General features: G+C 67.4%; 19 protein-coding genes, 1 pseudogene and 1 riboswitch. Of the genes and pseudogenes, 9 read left to right on the forward strand and 11 right to left on the reverse strand.

Annotated features, from left to right (window positions below; all coding sequences use genetic code 11):
* Positions 1–59: 59 nt before the first annotated feature.
* Together ACH438_RS01445 and ACH438_RS01450 are read right to left on the reverse strand one after the other, a co-directional pair.
* Positions 60–1,460, reverse strand: coding sequence for a PhoH family protein (locus ACH438_RS01445; RefSeq protein WP_396999926.1), 1,401 nt, complete (start codon positions 1,458–1,460; stop codon positions 60–62).
* Positions 1,461–1,688: 228 nt separating this feature from the next.
* Positions 1,689–2,075, reverse strand: coding sequence for a DUF488 domain-containing protein (locus tag ACH438_RS01450; RefSeq protein ID WP_396999928.1), 387 nt, complete (start codon positions 2,073–2,075; stop codon positions 1,689–1,691).
* Between the two features lie 22 nt (positions 2,076–2,097).
* Here ACH438_RS01450 and ACH438_RS01455 point away from each other — a divergent pair, with 22 nt between their 5' ends.
* The gene (locus tag ACH438_RS01455; protein ID WP_396999930.1) at positions 2,098–2,370 is read left to right on the forward strand and encodes a hypothetical protein; all 273 of its coding nucleotides are present in this window, start codon (positions 2,098–2,100) and stop codon (positions 2,368–2,370) included.
* Positions 2,371–2,435: 65 nt separating this feature from the next.
* The gene (locus tag ACH438_RS01460) at positions 2,436–2,744 is read left to right on the forward strand and encodes a glutaredoxin domain-containing protein (RefSeq protein WP_396999932.1); all 309 of its coding nucleotides are present in this window, start codon (positions 2,436–2,438) and stop codon (positions 2,742–2,744) included.
* Between the two features lie 9 nt (positions 2,745–2,753).
* Here ACH438_RS01460 and ACH438_RS01465 read toward each other — a convergent pair whose 3' ends face one another.
* Together ACH438_RS01465 and ACH438_RS01470 are read right to left on the reverse strand one after the other, a co-directional pair.
* Complete coding sequence (locus ACH438_RS01465) at positions 2,754–3,575, reverse strand: SDR family NAD(P)-dependent oxidoreductase (protein WP_396999934.1); 822 nt, start codon at positions 3,573–3,575, stop codon at positions 2,754–2,756.
* Between the two features lie 60 nt (positions 3,576–3,635).
* Positions 3,636–4,556, reverse strand: coding sequence for an NADP-dependent oxidoreductase (locus ACH438_RS01470; protein ID WP_396999936.1), 921 nt, complete (start codon positions 4,554–4,556; stop codon positions 3,636–3,638).
* Between the two features lie 153 nt (positions 4,557–4,709).
* Between ACH438_RS01470 and ACH438_RS01475 the strand changes: the two genes are divergently transcribed.
* Positions 4,710–5,579 (forward strand): pirin family protein, encoded by an 870-nt coding sequence (locus tag ACH438_RS01475; RefSeq protein WP_396999938.1) that lies wholly within the window; start codon positions 4,710–4,712, stop codon positions 5,577–5,579.
* Between the two features lie 66 nt (positions 5,580–5,645).
* On the opposite strand, the gene glyA is transcribed toward ACH438_RS01475, so the two are convergent.
* Both glyA and ACH438_RS01485 read right to left on the reverse strand, forming a co-directional pair.
* Positions 5,646–6,968: a serine hydroxymethyltransferase gene (gene glyA, locus ACH438_RS01480; protein WP_397000713.1), complete on the reverse strand. Its 1,323-nt coding sequence runs from the start codon at positions 6,966–6,968 to the stop codon at positions 5,646–5,648.
* An 84-nt stretch (positions 6,969–7,052) separates the two neighbouring features.
* Positions 7,053–7,137: riboswitch (ZMP/ZTP riboswitch) on the reverse strand.
* A 3-nt stretch (positions 7,138–7,140) separates the two neighbouring features.
* Complete coding sequence (locus tag ACH438_RS01485; protein ID WP_396999940.1) at positions 7,141–8,340, reverse strand: DUF885 domain-containing protein; 1,200 nt, start codon at positions 8,338–8,340, stop codon at positions 7,141–7,143.
* 174 nt (positions 8,341–8,514) lie between these two features.
* Between ACH438_RS01485 and coaA the strand changes: the two genes are divergently transcribed.
* Positions 8,515–9,447, forward strand: a complete 933-nt coding sequence (gene coaA, locus ACH438_RS01490; protein WP_396999942.1) for a type I pantothenate kinase — start codon at positions 8,515–8,517, stop codon at positions 9,445–9,447.
* Positions 9,448–9,468: 21 nt separating this feature from the next.
* Here the strand turns inward: coaA and ACH438_RS01495 are convergent, their stop codons facing one another.
* A complete protein-coding gene (locus ACH438_RS01495; RefSeq protein ID WP_396999944.1) occupies positions 9,469–10,047 on the reverse strand; it encodes a hypothetical protein in 579 nt (192 codons plus the stop codon).
* 90 nt (positions 10,048–10,137) lie between these two features.
* Positions 10,138–10,917: an isoprenyl transferase gene (locus ACH438_RS01500; protein ID WP_396999946.1), complete on the reverse strand. Its 780-nt coding sequence runs from the start codon at positions 10,915–10,917 to the stop codon at positions 10,138–10,140.
* A gap of 250 nt (positions 10,918–11,167) precedes the next feature.
* On the opposite strand from ACH438_RS01500, the gene ACH438_RS01505 reads away from it, so the two are divergent.
* The 3 genes from ACH438_RS01505 to ACH438_RS01515 all read left to right on the forward strand — a co-directional run bounded on the left by ACH438_RS01505 (position 11,168) and on the right by ACH438_RS01515 (position 14,307).
* Positions 11,168–11,791, forward strand: coding sequence for a hemolysin III family protein (locus ACH438_RS01505; RefSeq protein WP_397000715.1), 624 nt, complete (start codon positions 11,168–11,170; stop codon positions 11,789–11,791).
* A gap of 188 nt (positions 11,792–11,979) precedes the next feature.
* Entirely contained in the window at positions 11,980–13,557 is a 1,578-nt protein-coding gene (locus ACH438_RS01510) for an adenylate/guanylate cyclase domain-containing protein (protein ID WP_396999948.1), read from the forward strand.
* A 210-nt stretch (positions 13,558–13,767) separates the two neighbouring features.
* Positions 13,768–14,307, forward strand: a complete 540-nt coding sequence (locus ACH438_RS01515) for a hypothetical protein (protein ID WP_396999950.1) — start codon at positions 13,768–13,770, stop codon at positions 14,305–14,307.
* A 52-nt stretch (positions 14,308–14,359) separates the two neighbouring features.
* On the opposite strand, the gene ACH438_RS01520 is transcribed toward ACH438_RS01515, so the two are convergent.
* Positions 14,360–16,477 (reverse strand): thioredoxin domain-containing protein, encoded by a 2,118-nt coding sequence (locus ACH438_RS01520; RefSeq protein ID WP_396999952.1) that lies wholly within the window; start codon positions 16,475–16,477, stop codon positions 14,360–14,362.
* Positions 16,478–16,817: 340 nt separating this feature from the next.
* Between ACH438_RS01520 and ACH438_RS01525 the strand changes: the two genes are divergently transcribed.
* Entirely contained in the window at positions 16,818–17,177 is a 360-nt protein-coding gene (locus ACH438_RS01525) for a hypothetical protein (protein ID WP_396999954.1), read from the forward strand.
* Between the two features lie 142 nt (positions 17,178–17,319).
* Here the strand turns inward: ACH438_RS01525 and ACH438_RS01530 are convergent, their stop codons facing one another.
* Positions 17,320–17,655 carry a helix-turn-helix domain-containing protein gene (locus ACH438_RS01530; RefSeq protein WP_397000717.1) on the reverse strand — a complete coding sequence of 112 codons (336 nt, stop codon included), beginning with the start codon at positions 17,653–17,655 and terminating at the stop codon, positions 17,320–17,322.
* A gap of 90 nt (positions 17,656–17,745) precedes the next feature.
* Positions 17,746–17,886 (reverse strand): annotated as a pseudogene (locus tag ACH438_RS01535) (hypothetical protein); the annotation flags it as partial.
* Between the two features lie 942 nt (positions 17,887–18,828).
* On the opposite strand from ACH438_RS01535, the gene ACH438_RS01540 reads away from it, so the two are divergent.
* On the forward strand, positions 18,829–19,026 hold the full coding sequence (locus ACH438_RS01540) for a hypothetical protein (RefSeq protein WP_396999956.1): 198 nt from the start codon (positions 18,829–18,831) through the stop codon (positions 19,024–19,026).
* Positions 19,027–19,167 lie beyond the last annotated feature (141 nt).

The raw sequence follows: 19,167 nt of genomic DNA on the forward strand, positions 1-19,167 counted from the left end.
CCGCCAACGCAATTCGACCGGGCGGCACACTGCCACCCGGTCGAATCAGGGCCTATCGGTTAAGCGTTGGGCCCGAACTCCTCCAGCATCTCGGTCACGAGGGCCGCGATCGGCGACCGCTCACTGCGGGTCAACGTGACGTGAGCAAACAGCGGGTGACCCTTGAGCTTCTCGATCACGGCGGCCACGCCGTCGTGCCGGCCCACCCGCAGGTTGTCGCGCTGCGCCACATCGTGGGTGAGCACCACCCGCGATCCACTGCCCAGCCGCGACAGCACGGTGAGCAGCACATTGCGTTCCAGCGACTGCGCCTCGTCCACGATCACGAAGGAGTCGTGCAGGGAGCGGCCGCGAATGTGGGTGAGCGGCAGCACTTCCAGCATGCCGCGCGCCTGTACCTCCTCCATCACCTCCGGGCTGGCGAGCCCTTCGAGGGTGTCGAACACGGCCTGCGCCCACGGCCCCATCTTGTCGGCCTCGCTGCCGGGCAGGTAGCCGAGCTCCTGGCCGCCGACCGCGTACAGCGGGCGGAAGACCACCACCTTGCGGTGCGAGCGGCGTTCCAGCACGGCCTCGAGCCCGGCGGTCAGCGCGAGCGCCGACTTACCGGTACCGGCCCGGCCGCCGAGCGACACGATGCCGATGCTCTCGTCGAGCAGCAGGTCCAGCGCGATGCGCTGTTCGGCCGAGCGGCCGTGCAGCCCGAAGGCCTCCCGGTCGCCGCGGACCAGCTGCAGCCGTTTGTCCGGTGTCACCCGGGCCAGTGCGCTGGTGCGCGGGCCGAGCAGCCGGATCCCGGTGTGGCAGGGCAGTTCCCGCGCCTCGTCCAGGTCGATGATGCTGTCGCTGTACAGCTTGTCGACCATTTCAACGCCGACCTCGAGTTCCACCATGCCGGTCCACCCGGAGGTGACGACATCCTGGGCGTGGTACTCGTCGGCGGCCAGGCCGACCGCGCTCGCCTTGACCCGGAGCGGAATGTCCTTGGACACCAGCACGACCTGCTGTCCCTCGGCCGCCAGGTTGAGTGCGCAGGCGAGGATGCGGGAATCGTTTGTGTCCGTGCGGAATCCGACCGGAAGGACGCTGGGGTCGGTGTGGTTCAACTCCACCTGGAGCGTCCCGCCCGCGGTGCCGACCGGCACCTGTTCATCGAGCCGACCGTGTGCCAGACGCATGTCGTCCAGCATGCGCAGTGCCTCGCGGGCAAACCATCCCAATTCGTGGTGGTGTCGTTTGGCCTCGAGCTCGCTGATCACCACGAGCGGCAGCACCACATGGTGTTCGCCGAAGCGGGTCAGGGCCCAAGGGTCGGAGAGCAGTACCGACGTATCCACAACGAAGGTTTTCAGTCCGGAATCGGACAACTGCGAGGCGCGAACTCCCAGAGCTTTGGACTGCGGGCTCCCGGTGGAGCGGGCGTCCCTGCTGGGAGCGGTAACGGAGCGTGCATCAGTCACGGTGGGCTCCTTTGCCACTCGCGCGACACCGCGCGAGCGTTCTCGCTGGGCCGGTCAGCCTTGGGGTCGTATGACCCGAGGGCCGGGTGCCGGCCCCCTCGCACTGAGTTGCTCAGTCACGATCAGGACCTCCCGTACGAACCACACCTACGCGGCCCGCACCCCCGACGCTACCGCCGTTTTCGTGATCCGGCTTCCCGACTGGCAGGCGGACTGGTGAAGATCCCGTTAACGGCCATCACCTCTGGGTGTTTCGCCCAATTCACCCAGCAGTACCGGGACATGGCTGTGGTCCGGATCACGAGTGGCCGTGACCAGCGTCAACACGCCCGCGGCGGCCTCCGCGCGCAGGCGGGCGAGGCCCTCGCGGTGTTCGTCGTCGGCGAGTTCGATTCGATACCTGCGCTCGAATTCCGCACGGCGTGTCTGCGGATCGGCGTGGTACCACTTGCGAAGTTCGTTGGACGGCGTCACGTCCTTGGCCCATTCGTCTATCGCCGCTTGCTGTTTGCTGATCCCGCGCGGCCACAGGCGATCGACCAGCACCCGGCGGCCGTCTGCCGCATCGGGTGCGTCGTACACGCGCTTGACCCGGTACCTCGGATGCTGTGCCATGCGCTCCATTACAGTCGAGGCCATGGCCGAAACTCAGGATCTCGAGAAGCTCTCCACCAAGGAGCTGCACGACCGCGCCGTGAAACTGGCCGTTCGCCGCGGTGACGTCAAGTTCCTCTGGGAGCTGCTGAAATCGATCCCGGCCGCCGAGGCCGCCGCGGGCGATCTGGGCGAGAGCCAGGCCGATATCAAATACGTGCTGCCCATGCTCGACGACTACGTGCACGCCGGCGAGGGCGAGATCGGCGAGGTACTGCGCCCGATGTACGTCGACTACCTCGGCAAGCACTCCTGAACCTGTTCCGCCCCTGGCTCATCGACGCCCCGGCGCCCCGGCCGCGACGCACCTAGACTCGGACCATGAACGCCGAATCGCCTGCGGAGCTGGTCGTCTATCGACGGCCGGGCTGCCCGTACTGCGCGCGCCTGCGGAACACGCTCAACCGCCACGGCATCGTGCACCGGGAAGTCAACATCTGGGAAGAGCCGGAGGCCGCGGCCTTCGTGCGCTCGGTGGCCGACGGCAACGAGACCGTACCCACGGTCGTGCTGCGCGACGGCGCCACCGAGCGCCACTGGGTGAACCCGGCGCCCAAGGAACTCATCGCCACCGTGCGGGCCGATACGCCGGCGCTCACCGGTGGCAAGCGCCGGTTCCTCACCTTCTGAGCCGGGCGGTCAGCGCACCGCCGAAGCGATTGCGGCATCACTGATTTCGAGCAGGCGGCGGCGCGCCTTCGGATCGTCGGCCTGGGCGTGCGGGCGACTCTGCCGGGCGCCATTGAAGTAGCGACCGGTCGTCTCCGCCAAGGCGGGATCGGTGATGAGCCGGAGGGTGGCGTTCGCGCCCTCGTCCACGGTGCTGGTTGGCGTGACACCGGATTCGATGACCATGGTGGTGGCCATGAAGGTCGCGGGGTGCAGCGCGTTCACGGTGACACCGGTACCGGACAATTCCTCGGCGATCTCGATGGTGGCCATGACCATCGCCAGTTTGGCCTGACAGTAGGCGGTGAATCCGTCGTAGCCGTGTTCCAGGTTCGGATCGTCGAAATCGATCTCGTGCTGACCGGCGGAGGCCACGTTCACCACCCGCGCGGGCGCGCTCGCGGTGAGCAGCGGCTGCAACCGCCGCGTCAGCCGATAGGGCGCGAGATGATTGACCGCCCAGCGCAATTCGACACCGTCGGCGCCGAGCTCCCGCCCGAGTTCGGGCCGTCCGCCGCCGATGCCGGCATTGTTCACCAGCACATCCAATCGCTTTGTCCGCGCGATGATTTCATCCGCCAGCCGGTCCACCTCGGCGAGGCGGGCGAGATCGGCCAGGATGACGTCCGGCGCAGGACCGCCCGCCGCGACGATCTCCGCGGCGACCGCGGCCGCCCGATCTCCGTTGCGGCCGTGCACGATCACATGGGCGCCCGCGCCGCCGAGCCGGACCGCGAGTTCGCGGCCCAGCCCGTCGGTGGCGCCGGTGATCAGGACCGTACGGCCTGCCATTCGATCAATATTGTTGTTGCTCATAATCTTTCCGTGTCGATCCGGTTATGTCCGGTCATCTCAGGCCAGCAGCACGATCTTGCCGCGAGTGTGGCCGCGTTCCAGGTCGCGGTAGGCCGCCCGCACCTCGGTGAGCGGGTAGGTCGCGGCGATCGGGACCTCGAGGGTGCCGTCGGCCACCAGGTCCGCGAGCTCGGCGAGCACGTCGATGGTGTCGGCGGCGCCATTGCCCTCGGCCTTCACGCCGTACTTCGCCACCGCGGCGAAATCGGCGATGGTGTCGATGCGATCCGGCTTCACGCCGAGGTCGATCGCCAGCTCCACATATCCGACGCCGTGGGTGTCGATGAAGGCGTCCGGCCCGTCCGGCGCGGCGGCCCGGAGACGTTCGGCCAGCCCGTCACCGTATTCGACTGCGTCGAATCCCTTCTCGCGCAACCAGTCCTGGTTCGCCGGTCCCGCGATCCCGATGGCCCGTGCGCCGCGCGCCCGCAGCAGTTGCACCACCAGGTATCCGACGCCACCGGCCGCACCGGAGACCGCGACCGTATCGCCGGGCCCGGCGTCCACCGCACGGACAGCCGCGAAAGCCGTTGTCCCGGCGACGAACAGCGCGCCCGCCACCTCCCACGGGACCGCGGCGGGCTTGGGCGTCACCTGGTCGGCCGGTACGACCACGCGGGTGGCCTGCGAGGCACGGTCGTTGGTGAATCCGAGGACCTCGTCCCCGACGGCGATACCGCCCACGCCCACGCCGACGGCCGCGATCCGGCCGGCGAAGTCGCTGCCCTGGCCGGACGGGAAGGTCGCGGGCCAGCGGTCGTGCAGCGCGCCGCTGCGGATCTTGTCCTCGCCCGGATTGATCCCCGCCGCGACGACCGTCACGGCCACCTGGCCGGGACCCGGTTCCGCATCCGGAATTTCGACCACATTCAGGACATCGGCATTGCCGTACTCGTCGAACCTGACCGCCTGTGCCATCACGCACCTCTTCCGTTGGGGTTTCCTGTGCAGGCGAACCCGGATAGGCCGGCGGTTATTTCCGATTCCGGGGGGAATACTCGCACCCGGATTTCAGTTGGTTGCCGTGTCACCCAAAGTTCCGGGCCGCCGGGCCGGACGAGAGGAGCAGCCATGACCACCGTGACCGTGCCACGCAAGGTCGACCGCGTCCGGACCAAGGCCATGGGCGGGCCCACCGACCAGGTCGACAAGAACGCGCTCGTCATCGCCCCCGACGACGTCCGGAACACCGACCCGTTCCTGCTCATGGCCGAGGACTGGATCTCCTCCCCCGGCTTCGAATGGCATCCGCATCGCGGCCTGGAGACCGTCACCGTGGTACTCGACGGCGTCCTGGAACACGGCGACAGCCTCGGGCACGCGGGCGCACTCGAACCCGGCGACGTGCAGTGGATGACCGCCGGCCGCGGCATCATCCACCGGGAACTCGCGTACCGCAACGAATTCGCCCACACGCTCCAACTGTGGCTGAACCTGCCCTCGGATCAGCGCATGACCGAAACCCATTACCAGGACCTGCGATTCGCCGATCAGGGCATGGTGGAGGCACCTGGAGTGCTGGTGCGGGTGGTATCCGGCCGCCAGTCCGAGATCACCGGTCCCGCCGAAAACCAGTGGCCCATAACGTGTCTCATCATCACCCTGGAGCCCGGCACCAGCTACAGCCCGGCACTCCCGCCGGAGGATCGCGCCTTCGTCTTCGCCATTCAGGGCAATGCGACCGTCGGTGGCACCCCGATCACCGAAGGCCAGGTCGCCTGGACGGATCCGCTCACCGTCACCGACCCCACGACCCTCGAATTGACCGCCATCAGCCCCGACCACCCGGCCACGCTGATGCTGTTCTCGGGCAAGCCGATCCGTCAGCCGATCGTCTTCGGCGGCCCCTTCGTCATGGGCAGCCGTGACGAGATCGAACGGGCCTACCTCGATTTCCGCCGCGGCAAGTTCGGTCCCGTTCCCCGCCTCGACCGCCTGTAATCCACAGACGAAAGAGCCCGCCGCGATCGTGAGATCGCGGCGGGCTCTTCGGCTTTCGCGGCTGTATCAGCCGAGCAGCTTCCAGTCCTCCAGGCCGTCGTACAGCGGGAAGGCCTGGGCCAGCTTGGAGACGCGCTGACGCAGGGAATCCAGATCCGCCGCGCCGGTGAGGGCGGCGGCGATGATCTCGGCGACCTCGGTGAACTCGGTGTCGCCGAAGCCGCGGGTGGCCAGCGCCGGGGTGCCGATGCGCAGGCCGGAGGTGACCATCGGCGGGCGCGGGTCGAACGGAACGGCATTGCGGTTCACGGTGATTCCGATTTCGTGCAGCAGGTCCTCGCCCTGCTGGCCGTCGAGCTCGGAGTTGCGCAGGTCGACCAGGACCAGGTGCACATCGGTGCCGCCGGTGAGGACGGTGATGCCCTTGGCCTTGGCGTCGGCCTGGGTGAGCCGCTCGGCGATGATCTTGGCGCCGGACAGGGTGCGCTCTTGGCGCTCCTTGAACTCCGGGGTGCCGGCGATCTTGAACGACACGGCCTTGGCGGCGATGGCGTGCATGAGCGGACCGCCCTGCTGCCCCGGGAACACGGCCGAGTTCAGCTTCTTGGCGAACTCCTCCTTGGCCAGGATCAGGCCGGAGCGCGGGCCGCCGAGGGTCTTGTGCACGGTGGAGGACACCACGTGCGCGTGCGGCACCGGCGACGGATGCAGGCCTGCCGCAACGAGTCCCGCGAAGTGCGCCATATCGACCCACAGGTACGCGCCGACCTCGTCCGCGATCTCGCGGAAGGCGGCGAAGTCCAGGTGCCGCGGGTACGCCGACCAGCCGGCCACGATCACCTTCGGCTGCGCCTCGCGGGCGAGCTTGCGCACCTCGTCCATGTCGACGCGGTGGTCTTCCTTCGACACGCCGTAGGCGTGCACCTCGTACAGCTTGCCGGAGAAGTTCAGCCGCATGCCGTGGGTGAGGTGACCGCCGTGCGCCAGGTTCAGGCCGAGCAGCTTCTCGCCCGGATTCATCAGCGCCATCAGCACCGCGGCATTGGCCTGCGCACCCGAATGCGGCTGCACGTTCGCGTATTCCGCGCCGAACAGTTCGGTGACGCGGGCCCGCGCCAGATCCTCGACGATGTCGACGTTCTCGCAGCCGCCGTAGTAGCGGCGACCCGGGTAGCCCTCGGCGTACTTGTTGGTGAGCACGCTGCCCTGCGCCTGCAGCACGGCGCGCGGCACGAAGTTCTCCGAGGCGATCATCTCGAGGGTGTCGCGCTGACGAGCGAGCTCCCCTCCCATCGCGGCGGCGACCTCGGGGTCTAGTTCGGCGAGGGACTGACTGTTCACAGAAGCGCTCGTCTCGGTCACGCCGCCGAGTGTATTGGCCGCCGGCATGGACTCGCCGACCAGGGGGTTCTGTGTCTCGTGTTGCATCGCAACCTCCGTGCTCCGAGGCCCCCGGATATGCCGAGGGCCGGTGCCAGGCACCCAGGCGCGCGGTGCAGGGCTTCGGTGCTTCCCGGTGGTCGCTTCCACCTCGAGTACGCCAGTCGCGGTGCAGCCGATCCTAGTCCATGCGGCGGACGGCCCCGGGGGTGAGCGGTTCGTCGAGGAGCCGGCGGAAGCGCTCGGAGCGGTCCTCGGGATCGGCGGCGCGGTTCAGCCAGCCGCCGAGGAGGCGGTAGCCCTCCACGTAGGTGGAGATGTAGGCGCGCCACAGGGGTGAGGAGAGGAAGCGCAGTGACTGGCGTGCGCGGTCAGGAGTGGTCAGGCCCCAGCGCTGCAGGAAGTCCGCGACCGTGTCGGCATCCTTCCCGCGATCGTGCAGCAGCAGTGCGGCATCCTGGCGCACGCCCAGCAGATTCGCGGAGGCGGTCGAAATCCGTTCCGCGCGTTCCCCGTCGAAGCGCAGGCCGAGATCCGCGTAGATGTCCTGTGCCCACGCGCCCCAGCCGGGACCCACGATGGATTTCAGGGCGAGGTCCGCCAGCCCCTCCGCCATCAGGCACTGCGGGGTGTTGACCACGAAGAGGGTCTGCTCGTCCTGGCCGGCGCCGACCAGTCCGGCTTCCTTGCGGCAGTGCTCGGTATGGTGGCCCGGATAGGACTCGTGCGCGATCAGGTGCGGCAGCATCGACATGTGCTGCTTCAGATCGGAATTGATCGCCACCTTCGACTGGTAGTCGCCGAGGTAGTAGTTGAAACCCGACCACGGCTTGTCGCCGACCACCTCGTAGTGCACCTGCTCGGTCTCGGGCAGCGGGTAGCGCTGCCGGACCAGATCCCGTAGCGCGCTGGAGAATGCGTCCACGCACTCCTGCAGGCGTTCGGGCGGGATCTCGTCGCCGCGGCGGTGCGCGGTCATGCGGTCGAGCAGCGGGCCGTCGCCGGGCAGCACCTCGTGCAACTGCCGGTGCGCCTCGCGGTAGTCGTCCTCGTCGCCGGGTGCGATGTCGACGTCGAAGTAGGCGCTCACCTCGTCGACGAAGCCGATGTCGTCGCCGGCGAACTTGCGGCCGGAGCATTCCAGCGCGCGCAGGTGCGCATCCAGGAATTCGATACGCGGCTCGGTCAATCCGGCCTCGGGGAGTTCCTTGCGCAGGGCGGCGGCCTTGTTAGCGAGTTCGCGCGGTTCCGGTTTCGGGGCGTTCTCGATCTCGCGGCGCAGGGCGGGATCGCCGGTGAAGGCGTCGACGAAGCCCTCTTCCAGTCGATCGAAGGCCAGTCCCAGCCGCAGGTATTCGGTGACGAGTGGATGCGCTGCCATGAGAAACGACCCTATTGGATAAGGCAGATCCCGGTATCGGATGGCGTGGAGCACCGTGTGCTGTGCCATATCTCACTCCGGTTACCGGTGAGTAGCAACACCTGGTGTTCACCGCCACGACGGCCCCGAGCACAATTCGGCTATGGAAGGTGCGTCGACTCGAGGACGTGGATAGTGGCACGGATGAGCGAGCCGAGTCCCTATGTGGAATTCGACCGGAAGCAGTGGCGCACCCTGCGCAAGTCGACTCCCCTGATACTCACCGAGGAAGAGCTGACGGGCCTGCGCGGTCTGGGTGAGCAGATCGATCTCGAGGAGGTCGCCGAGGTCTATCTCCCCCTCGCGCGACTCATCCATCTACAGGTGGCCGCCCGGCAGCGCTTGTTCGCCGCCACCGCCACCTTCCTCGGGGAAACCCATCCGGACCGCCAGGTGCCGTTCGTGATCGGCGTGGCCGGGTCGGTGGCGGTCGGCAAATCCACCACGGCCCGTGTGCTGCAGGCCCTGCTGGCCCGCTGGGATCACCATCCGCGGGTGGATCTGGTCACCACGGACGGATTCCTGTACCCCACAGCCGAACTCACCCGGCGCGGCATCATGCACCGTAAAGGCTTCCCGGAGTCCTACGACCGCCGCAAACTGCTGCGTTTCGTCACCGAGGTGAAATCCGGTGCGACCGAGGTGTGCGCGCCGGTGTACTCGCACATCGCCTACGACATCGTGCCCGGCGAATTCCACTGCGTGCGACAGCCCGACATCCTGATCGTCGAGGGCCTCAATGTGCTGCAGACCGGCCCGCGGCTGATGGTGTCGGACCTGTTCGACTTCTCCATCTACGTGGACGCCCGCATCGAGGACATCGAAAACTGGTATGTGCAGCGGTTTCTCGCCCTGCGCAAGACCTCGTTCTCGGAACCGGATTCGGCGTTCCACCACTACGCCGTGTTCGACGATTCGCAAGCGGTGAGCGCCGCCAAGGAGATCTGGAACAACACCAACCGGCCGAACCTGGTGGAGAACATCCTGCCCACCCGCCCGCGCGCGACCCTGGTGCTGCGCAAGGACGCCGACCACACCATCAATCGCCTGCGGCTGCGCAAACTTTAGCCGCTCGCGGCCGCGCAAACTCTAGAGCTTCCAGGCAGCATCCAGTCGCGCCGCCACATCGATATCGGTGGCGGCCTGAATGCTGGGTTTGCGGATCTCGTTCGCAATATAGCGAGCGACGAAACGGCGGATCTCGTGATCCACACTGGCGATGATGCGCAGCACCTCACCCCGCCGGGAAGCACTGGCCACATTGATGCGCACATTGCTGGGCTGCGGCTCGTCGATTTCGATGACGACCCGCAAAGGCGCTGCGGTGCGGACGGTCAGATGCAGGTGAATCGTGCCGTCCACACGGAACGGATAGCGGTCCACGGACAGGTCGACCAGCAGATCCACCTGCAGCGGAATCACCAGATCGAACGAGATGAGCTCCAGCACTTCGCGATTCAATCGGGGCTGCCCGAGCCGCACCGCGGCGGAGAGTTTCGCCAGCTTCCCGGGCCCGGCGGCGATCGGGCCGAATTCGAAGGCTTCCCCGGTGAGTTTCTCGAATGCGCCTTCTATTCGCTCGGGCGAGGCCGCGTATTCGAGGAAACGGCGGCCGAACTCCTCATAGCTGACATACGGCTCAGCTGCCTCATCGCGTAGCTCGGTCATACGATCCGACGCTACGGTAGCGACAGCTCGGCGAACCCGGAAGCCATTGCACTGCAACGGAACCGTTGGAATGCCGTGTTCTCGATGGTGCTACACGCCGAAACGGCGGTGCCGCGCCGCGTAATCACGCAGGGCGCGCAGGAAATCCACCCGGCGGAACTCCGGCCAGTACGCCTCCGTGAACCAGATCTCGGAATACGCGCTCTGCCACAACAGGAAGCCCGAGAGCCGCTGTTCACCCGAGGTGCGAATGACGAGATCCGGATCCGGCTGACCGGAGGTGTAGAGATGCTGACTGATGGCGTCCACGGTGATGGACTGCACCAGATCCTCGCCGTGCTCCCCGGCCTCGATCTCCTGCCGGACGAGGGATTGCACCGCGTCGGCGATCTCCTGCCGCCCGCCGTAGCCGATGGCCACGTTCACGTGCACGCCGGTGCGTCCGCGGGTGCTGTCGGCCGCGTACTTGAGCCGCTTGGCCATGTCCTCGGGCAGCTGCCCCAGTGCCCCGACGATGCGGACACTCCAATTCTGTTCGGGCGCAGCCAGTTCGTCGACGACGTCGGTGATCACCTCGAGCAGGGTGTCCAGCTCGTCGGCATCGCGGCCGAGGTTCTCGGTGGAGAGCAGGTAGAGGGTCACCATCTCGATGCCCGCTTCACCGCACCAGCCGACCAGTTCGGCGATCTTGAGCGCACCGACCCGATGGCCGTGGCTCACATCGGTGAAGCCGTTCTCCCGTGCCCACCGCCGGTTGCCGTCGCACATGACGGCCACGTGCCGGGGATGTTGTTTGTCGGCCAGCTGCTTCGACAGCCGGGCCTCATAAATGCGATATGGGAGTCCACGCACTTGACCCACAAGCTTCACGGTCGCCCACCCTACGCTGTTCCGCCTCCCCGAAACTTTGGCGCCCAGCGAAGGAGCGTCGACCGACGGGCACGCGTGCCGGCGGTTGAGAGCCGAACCGATCTTGGGCGTACCCGGGGAGTTACCCCGACCGTTACCAAATCAGTTGTTACCTTTCGCATCGAAAATCAACCTACGGTACCGTAGGTTACTCAGGAGGTAAGTCTTGTCCGACACCGTGCTGGAAGAACTCACGCCGATCAAACCCCGCATGCGCGGGTGGATCCACGCGTGGGCCGTGGGCGTGGCCGCCATCGCGGTGATCGTGCTGGTCTCGGTCTCCGCCACGGTGTCCGCCACCGCGGCCTGGTCGACGCTGGTCTACGGCATCACCGTGTGCGGGGTGTTCGGGGTCAGCGCCACCTATCACCGGGTGAACTGGCGGACCGCCCGGGCGCGCATGTGGATGAAGCGCGCCGACCATTCGATGATCTTCCTGTTCATCGCGGGCAGCTACACGCCCTTCGCGCTGCTGGGCGTGCGCGGCAAGGCCGGCACCATCCTGCTGTCCATCGTGTGGGCGGGCGCGCTGGCAGGCGTCGCCCTGAAGATGTTGTGGCCCACCGCGCCCCGCTGGGTCGGCGTGCCGCTGTACCTGCTGCTGGGCTGGGCCATCGTGCCGGTCGCGCCGACGCTCATCCATCACGTCGGCTGGGCGCCGGTGCTGCTGCTGCTCGCGGGCGGCATCGCCTACAGCGTCGGCGGCATCCTCTACGCCTCGCGCTGGCCGGACCCGTGGCCGGAGGTGTTCGGGCATCACGAGTTCTTCCATGCCGCAACGGTGGTCGCGGCCCTGTGCCATTACATCGCGATCTGGCTGGTCGTGCTGACCTGATCGGTCACCGTCGCACGAGCAATAACTCACAAACCCGCCATTCGGTTGGCCACAAACGTGCACTCGGCGGCGAAGAGTCTCTAAAGTCCTGAGCAAAGAGCCGGACGACACACGAGGCACGCGACCGCTATGACCGCACCGACCGTCGCCGCCGCGACGCCCGTCGCCACGCGCGGAGCGGCAGAGCGGTGAGCAGACTCATCCTCTGGGCGCTACGCGCACACTGGGGGCTCTCGGTCGTCGTCATGGCCTGCAATCTCGGCGGCCTCGCCGTCATCACCACCGAACTGTGGCTGATCGGATTCTTCGGGCGGCTCGGACCCGACTGGCTCACCACCTTCCTCCAGGTGGCCATCTACCCGGCGCTCGGCGCACTGGCCGGCATCGTGCTCGCGGTACGGGACCGGGGGCACTACTTCGGCTGGCTGGATCAACGCCGGCCACCCAGCGAGGAAGAGGCCGGGCGGCTGCTGCGGCTGCCGATCTCGATCACCGTGCGCGCCTTGGCCATCTGGATACCCGGCGTGATCATCGCGGCCGCACTGTTCGCGCACGCCACCGAGCCGCGCAACTTCACGGTCGTGCTGTTCATGTTCACGTTCGGCGCGCTGGAATCCGCGGCGCTCACCTACCTGATCGTGGATCGGCTCATCCGGCCCACGATTCCGGTGGTGTCCGAGGTGCTGGACGGGACCACGCACTGGAGTTCCTCCGTGCTGACCCGCGTGCTGGTGACCTTCGCGGTGACCGGGGCGGTGCCGCTGTTCATGCTGATCACCGTGCTGTCCGACCCCGGCACCGACAGCACCCACCGCATCCGCACCGGCATCTATCTCGCGCTGGTCGGACTGTCGGCGGGCGCGGTCGCCACCGCCACCCTGGCCCGCGCGGTGGCCACACCCATGCACACGCTGCGCGATGCGCTGGACCGCATCGCGCGCGGTGACCTCGATGTGCGGGTGCCGATCGGCAGCACCAGCGAGATCGGCCGGCTCGAACTGTCGGTGAACGAGCTGGCGGTGAATCTCCGTGAGCGCGAACGCATGCGGACCGTCTTCGGCCGGCACGTCGGCACCGAGGTGGCGGAACGGGCGCTGTCCGGGACCGCCAGCCTCACCGGCGACACCCGGGTGGTGACAGCGCTTTTCGTGGATGTGACCGGATCGGTGGCGCTGTCCACCGAACTCGCGCCGCACGACTTCGTGGCCAAACTCAACCGGTTGCTCACCATCGTGGTGGCGGCCACCGAGGAGAATCAGGGCCTGGTCAACAAGTTCGAAGGCGATGCGGCGCTGTGCATCTTCGGCGCGCCGATCGCCTTGGACGACAACGCGACTCCCGCCCTGCGCGCCGCCCGGCGCATTCGCGACGAGGTCGCCGCCACCGGGGAACTGGATATCGGCATCGGGCTGGCGCGCGGGCTGGTCTTCGCCGGGGATGTCGGCACCGCCTCACGGCTGGAATTCACCGTCATCGGCGACGCCGTCAACGAGGCCGCGCGCCTCACCACCGAGGCCAAACAGGTGCAGCGGCGAATCCTGGCCAGTCAGGCCGTCATCGATGCCGCCTGCGCGCACGAACGCGATAAGTGGATCCTCCACGACACCATCCACCTCCGGGGTCGCAAGGAGCCCACTCCGTGCTGGACGGACCTGCCGGCCCCCACGCCACCCCGCCACAACGGCACCGCCCCGCCGGCCGCGGCATCCCCGCCGGCCGCGATCCAGGCCCCCGGACCCGGCGCCGATCGGGCTGCCGATCGCTGATCATGCGGCCCGCGCGGACACTGCTGTACTCGGATACGACACTGAGAAATTCAAGGTGAACACAGTTTTCCGACTCTAGGACCGCCCGCATCCGGCGGCAACGGATTATGCGCGAAGCTGATCATCAGGGTCACGTCACCCTCGAGGACGAGGGCGAGATGGTACCCGCGGGTGATCCGCGACCACACCCTCCGGCGGGACAGTCACGGTATGACCGATATCGGACTGCACCGAAACCGATCGGAGTCGCCCGCCCTCCGCCCACCCCTGGTGACCCTGGCCTACCGCGCCATCCTCGCCGCCCTCCTGGCCGGCGTCGCCGAAACCATCCTGCACACCGCAATCTCCCTGCGCCACAACGAAACCCACATGGGCGCCCTCACCTCCGGCCTGCTGGCCCGCGCCGCCCTCTACACCCTCGTCCTGCTCATCGCCCTCCGCATGGCCGGCGGAAACCTGGGCGCCCGAAACCTTCTCATCTACGGCCTCGGCACAGTCGGCACCGCATCCCTCGTGATCGAACCCCTCCGAGCCATCGCCACAACAGACCACCCAGCCCACCTCTTCACCGGCTGGACCACCGAGGGCCTACTGATCGGCCTGCTCCGCACCACCCACCTCGTAGCGGTCTGGATCGCCATCCCGGCCATGCTCCGGGCAGGCGACTACTTCCACCCCGAATCGGCTCGTGCCCACGCCGCGGCCGAAGCACAACCGCAGACGGACCGCGCCACACCCGGCGGGCAGTGAGCAGGCCGATCCCGGCGGCCGAAGATCTTGCGCCGCGGTGATTTTGCGGTCGTCAGCCCCGCGCGGGCGGTAGCAGTGCGGCACGGACATCCGCGGCGCCGGTGATGGGGAGGTCGCAGACCGAGCCGCGGCAGACGTAGGCGGCCGACTTGCCTTGTACCGGTGGGCGATCCGCCAGTAGTGGCTGGGAATCCACTGCGCCGGAGACGATCACCGAACCGCCAGGGGCGGCCACACGGGCGGCTGCGACGAGGCTCGCCGTCCCGCCCACTGGTTCACCGTCGTCTACCGCTTCATCGCTGCCGGTGACGACGGCGACCTGAATGGGGCCGCGCAGAGCGGCTTCCGCGACGGCGAGCCAGTGGCCTGCCGAACGCGGGGCGCGGGCGAGCAGGATGGCGCCGCGTTCGAGGGTCTGATCGGACAGGTCGCGGTAGCGGAGGGACTGGTCGGTGTCGGTCAGGGCGGCGGCGGTGAGGAGAGCGTCGGCCAGGACCGAGGCGCCGGCGGGGGTCGCACCGTCGACGGGATCGCGGGGACGGGTGACGAGGGTTTCGGCGTCGTCGGCGGTGTCGAACCAGCTGCCGGGCGCTTCCGGATCGGCGAAGCGAGCGACGGCCGTGTCCAGGATCTGCTGCGCGGGGGTGAGCCAATCACGCTCGTTGGAGGCGGACTGGTGCACGGCCAGCAATCCCAGTGCAAGCCATCCGTAATCCTCCAGCACACCGGGTGCGGCGCCCGCCACCCCGCCGAGCGAGGCCCGGCACACGCGGCCGTCGGCCACGTGCACATCCAGGAGGAACTCGGCGCACCGCTCGGCCGCGGCCGTCCAGTCGGGACGCAGGTGGGCCGCTCCGGCCTCCGCCAGCGCGACGATGGCCATGCCGTTCCAGGCGGTCACCACCTTGTCGTCGCGGTCGGGTTGCGGGCGCAGTTCGCGAGCGGCGGACAGTTCGGCGCGGATCCGTTCTAGCCGTTCGTGATTCGCGTCGTCCGGGTCGCGGTATCGGGTCAGCACCGAGGTGCCGTGCTCGAAGGTGCCCGCGGTGGTGACACCGAAAACCTCTGCCGCCCACGCGCCGTCGTGCGCGCCGAGAATCCCGTTGAGTTCCGCGGGCGTCCACACATAGGTCGCGCCCTCGACTCCGGGTGCGCCGGGCTCCAGATGGGTGTCGGCATCCAGCGCGGAGGCGAACCCGCCCTGTTCGGTCCCCAGGTCGTCGAGCAGGAATTGCGCGGTCTCTCGGGTCACCCGGTGCGCCAACGCCTCTCCGGGCCCCTCCTGGCCGCGCGCGGCGGTTCCCTGAGCGTCCTGCGCCCGCCGCGCCAGATGCGAATACACCCGGAGCAATTGCGCATTGTCATAAAGCATCTTCTCGAAATGTGGCACGACCCACGCGGCGTCCACCGAGTAGCGCGCGAACCCGCCCCGTAATTGGTCGTAGATGCCGCCCCGTGCCATCGCTTCGGCGGTGAAGGAAATCGCCTGCAGTACACCGTCGTCGCCGGTGCGCTCGTACCCGCGCAGCAATCCCTCCAGCAATGCGGACGGCGGAAACTTGGGTGCGCCGCCGAACCCGCCGTACTGCGAATCGATATCCTTCAGCACCGCCCCCACCGCGTGATCGAGCAACTCCGCACCGATCCCCACCTGCGCATCCGGCAATCCGGCCGCCTGCTGCCGCAAAGCATCCGAAACCTGTGTCGCGGCGGTATCGACTTCCTCGCGCCGGTGCTGCCAGGTGTCGGTGACAGCGCTCAACAACTGGGTAAACGACGGCATCCCGTGCCGGGGCGTCTTCGGGTAATAGGTGCCGCAATAGAAGGGCGCGCCCGCGGGTGTGAGGAAGCAGGTCATGGGCCATCCGCCCTGGCCGGTCATGGCCACGGTCGCATTCATATAGACCGCGTCCAGATCGGGCCGCTCCTCCCGATCCACTTTGATGCACACGAAGTTCGCATTCATGAGCGCCGCGGTGTCCGCGTCCTCGAACGATTCGTGTGCCATGACATGACACCAGTGACAACTCGCGTATCCGATGGACAGCAGAATCGGCACATCCCGTCCGGCCGCTTCCGCCAGCGCTTCGGCATCCCACTCGCGCCAATCCACCGGGTTCCCGGCGTGCTGACGCAGATAAGGCGAAGTGGCGCTGCCCAATCGGTTCATGCATCCAGCCTTCCATACGTGACGGGCACGAACTCCGTTGTGGCGGAATGGAACTCTTTCTCGATATCGGCCGGCGAAGCGAGCCGGAGAAACTACCACACAGAGTGAACCTATGCAAAGCATCGGCGTTGTTTTCCATCGATTTTCTCAGTATTCATCTTCGTAACGAGAGCAAACGCCCAGCGTGTTGGGGGTGAGCCGACAGCCTGTAAATGCTGAGAGAAAAGCGCTGACAGCTTGTCTATATGTAGAGCCATCCGGGCAGGTCAGGATCAGTCCCGCTGCTGCGCAAGAGCCCTACGTACCAGCTATCCGAAAGGAAAGCATGAGGTCGCTCTAGATGAGGAAGATCATCGCGTGCGCAGCACTGGGCGTCGGTGCTGTCAGCATCGCCGCCGTGCCCGCTTACGCCGATCCCGCCGATGCCCCGGCGGCGACTCCGGGAATCGCGACGGTCCCCACCACCGCGTTTTCCAACGTCCCGGCGGAGCAGTCCGTCTCGATCAACGGTGTGGACTACACCGTCGACAAGGGCACCGACAGCATGACCTTGAACTCGCCGAACGGCACGTTCAAGACGGTCGGTGACACCCTGGTCATTTCCAATGCCAACGGCGACGCGGTGGACTCCATTCCGTTGACCTACGGCAAGGACACACCCAGTTCCCGATCGCGGCCCAGATTGCCGATCACTCGGTAACCCTGACCCCGAACACGGACCCCGGCGCCGGCGTTCCGTCCGCGCAGCCGGTGTCCGCGCCGATCCTGCAGGGCCTGGTCCCGGTCTCCCAGGCTCAGCCGAAGGACATCACGGAGTCTTCACTCCCGGTTCGGGGGAACGCTCAGCGATCCGTTCCGGTCGAAAGCTCGTCGGCGATCAGCGCAAGATGCAGCGAGACCCGGATATCCGGATCGTCCAGATCCGCGTCCAGCAGTTTCGAGATCCGGTTGAGCCGGTCGTAGAACGCCGGCCGCGACATGTTCAGGCTGGCCGCGGTGTCGGACTTGTTGCCGGGGAACCGAAGTAGCGCCCACAGGGTGCCGATCAACCCGGCCTTGTAGCGCTCGTCGTATTCCTTGAGTGGCCGCAGTTCGCGATCCACGAAGAGTCGCAGCCGTTCATCGTCGCCGAGCATGGTCAGTAGGCCGCGCACGTGCACATCTTCGACGCGGTGCACGACCCGATCATGCAAATCCTGCGGCACCGATTCGGCCACGTGCTGGGCTTCTTTGAGAGTCCGGTCGGCCATTTGCAGCCGCGCCACCGGCCGCCCCGCGGCCAGCAGGATCGGATACCGCCCGTCGATGGCCTCGGCGAGCTCGTCGATCACCGCGCGATGATCGGCGTCGACCGGCAGTGACAGCAGCGCCCGGATATCGCCGTTCACGTTCGCGACCAGCGTGGCCACCCCGAGTTTCGTCCGCGGCGCGCACCAGAGCGGCGATCACATCGTCGGTGAGCGACACCGGTGGGCCGCCGGGGGAATCGAGCGGGAGTATCGGGCGCACGGTGGCGCCCACGAAACTACGGCCGAACACACTCAGGCCAAACAGCTCGCAATGCTGTGGCAAACGGGGTGCGTCGGGATCGGCCAGGATTCCGACCAGCGCTTCCTGATGGGCGCGCCGGATCATGCCGCTGCGGTTCTGATCGTGCATGCGGTACATCGCGAGGGCCGCGGCCGCCCGTTCGGCGACCGCGATGGTGCGCGGGGTCGGCGGTTCGGGCGAGGCGATCACCAGCCGGCCCCAGCCGCGATCCCGCCGGCCGAGCCGGGTGACCAGCCAGCCGTTGGTCTCGTCCCAGCTGGTACGCCCGGCCAGTTCGACCACGCGGGAGCGCGCCTGCCAGCGATGCAGGAAGACCGCGCTGTCGTCGGGACCGGGCCGGTAGTCGACGATGCGATGCCCGGTGTCCTCCAGTACCACCGCCACCCCCGATAGCTGGGCCACGGCATCGAGAATCTGCCGGGAACCGGCCTCGGCGATGGTCAACTCGGTGAAGGTGTCATGGACGTGCTGGGTCTCGCGCAGCTCTGCGAGCTGGCGCAGGACATCGGCGGTGACCGGTGTCGGGGTTTCGATCATGGGCGGCAATCCGGGAGCTGGCTGTCTGCGAGTGGCCATCGTGACCGTGTTTACACCCGGCTCGCCTGTGGAGTGTGATCAGTACGACGCCGGATCGATATCGACCTGTTGCCGCGCGGCGACCGCAGCTTCCCCTGCCTTGTCCATATTTTGTTCCGGGCAATCGTTCGGAAATGCGGCGCACACCGTAGTGTGAGTCGCAGCAACAGTCGGCCCGAGTCATTCGGATTCGGTAATCCGGCCCACCGGCGGGAAGTGTTCCTATGACCTCTGCACGACAGACCACCCTCCGTCACGAGCAGAGTGAATTCAGCGCGGCGCGTGCGGCGGAAAAGGCCGCCTGCGAAAAGCAGAACGCCATGGCCGCCCTCACCGTCGCAAGTCACGCCCTCGATGTCGAGGATTGCGCCTACCTGCTGCGCATGCTCGGCCTGGACGCCTCGAGCGAAGAGGAAGAGTAGCACCGCGCCCTCTGCGTGAGGGCGCTCACACGCTGTCACGGGCGTGCGGTGGCCGGCGTCTTGTGGGCATGACGATCACGGAACAGACCACAGTGTTGATCACCGGCGCGTCAAGTTCAACGCCACCACCCCGGGCGAGGT

This window comes from Nocardia sp. NPDC020380 (genome assembly GCF_044386975.1).
Lineage (GTDB): Bacteria > Actinomycetota > Actinomycetes > Mycobacteriales > Mycobacteriaceae > Nocardia.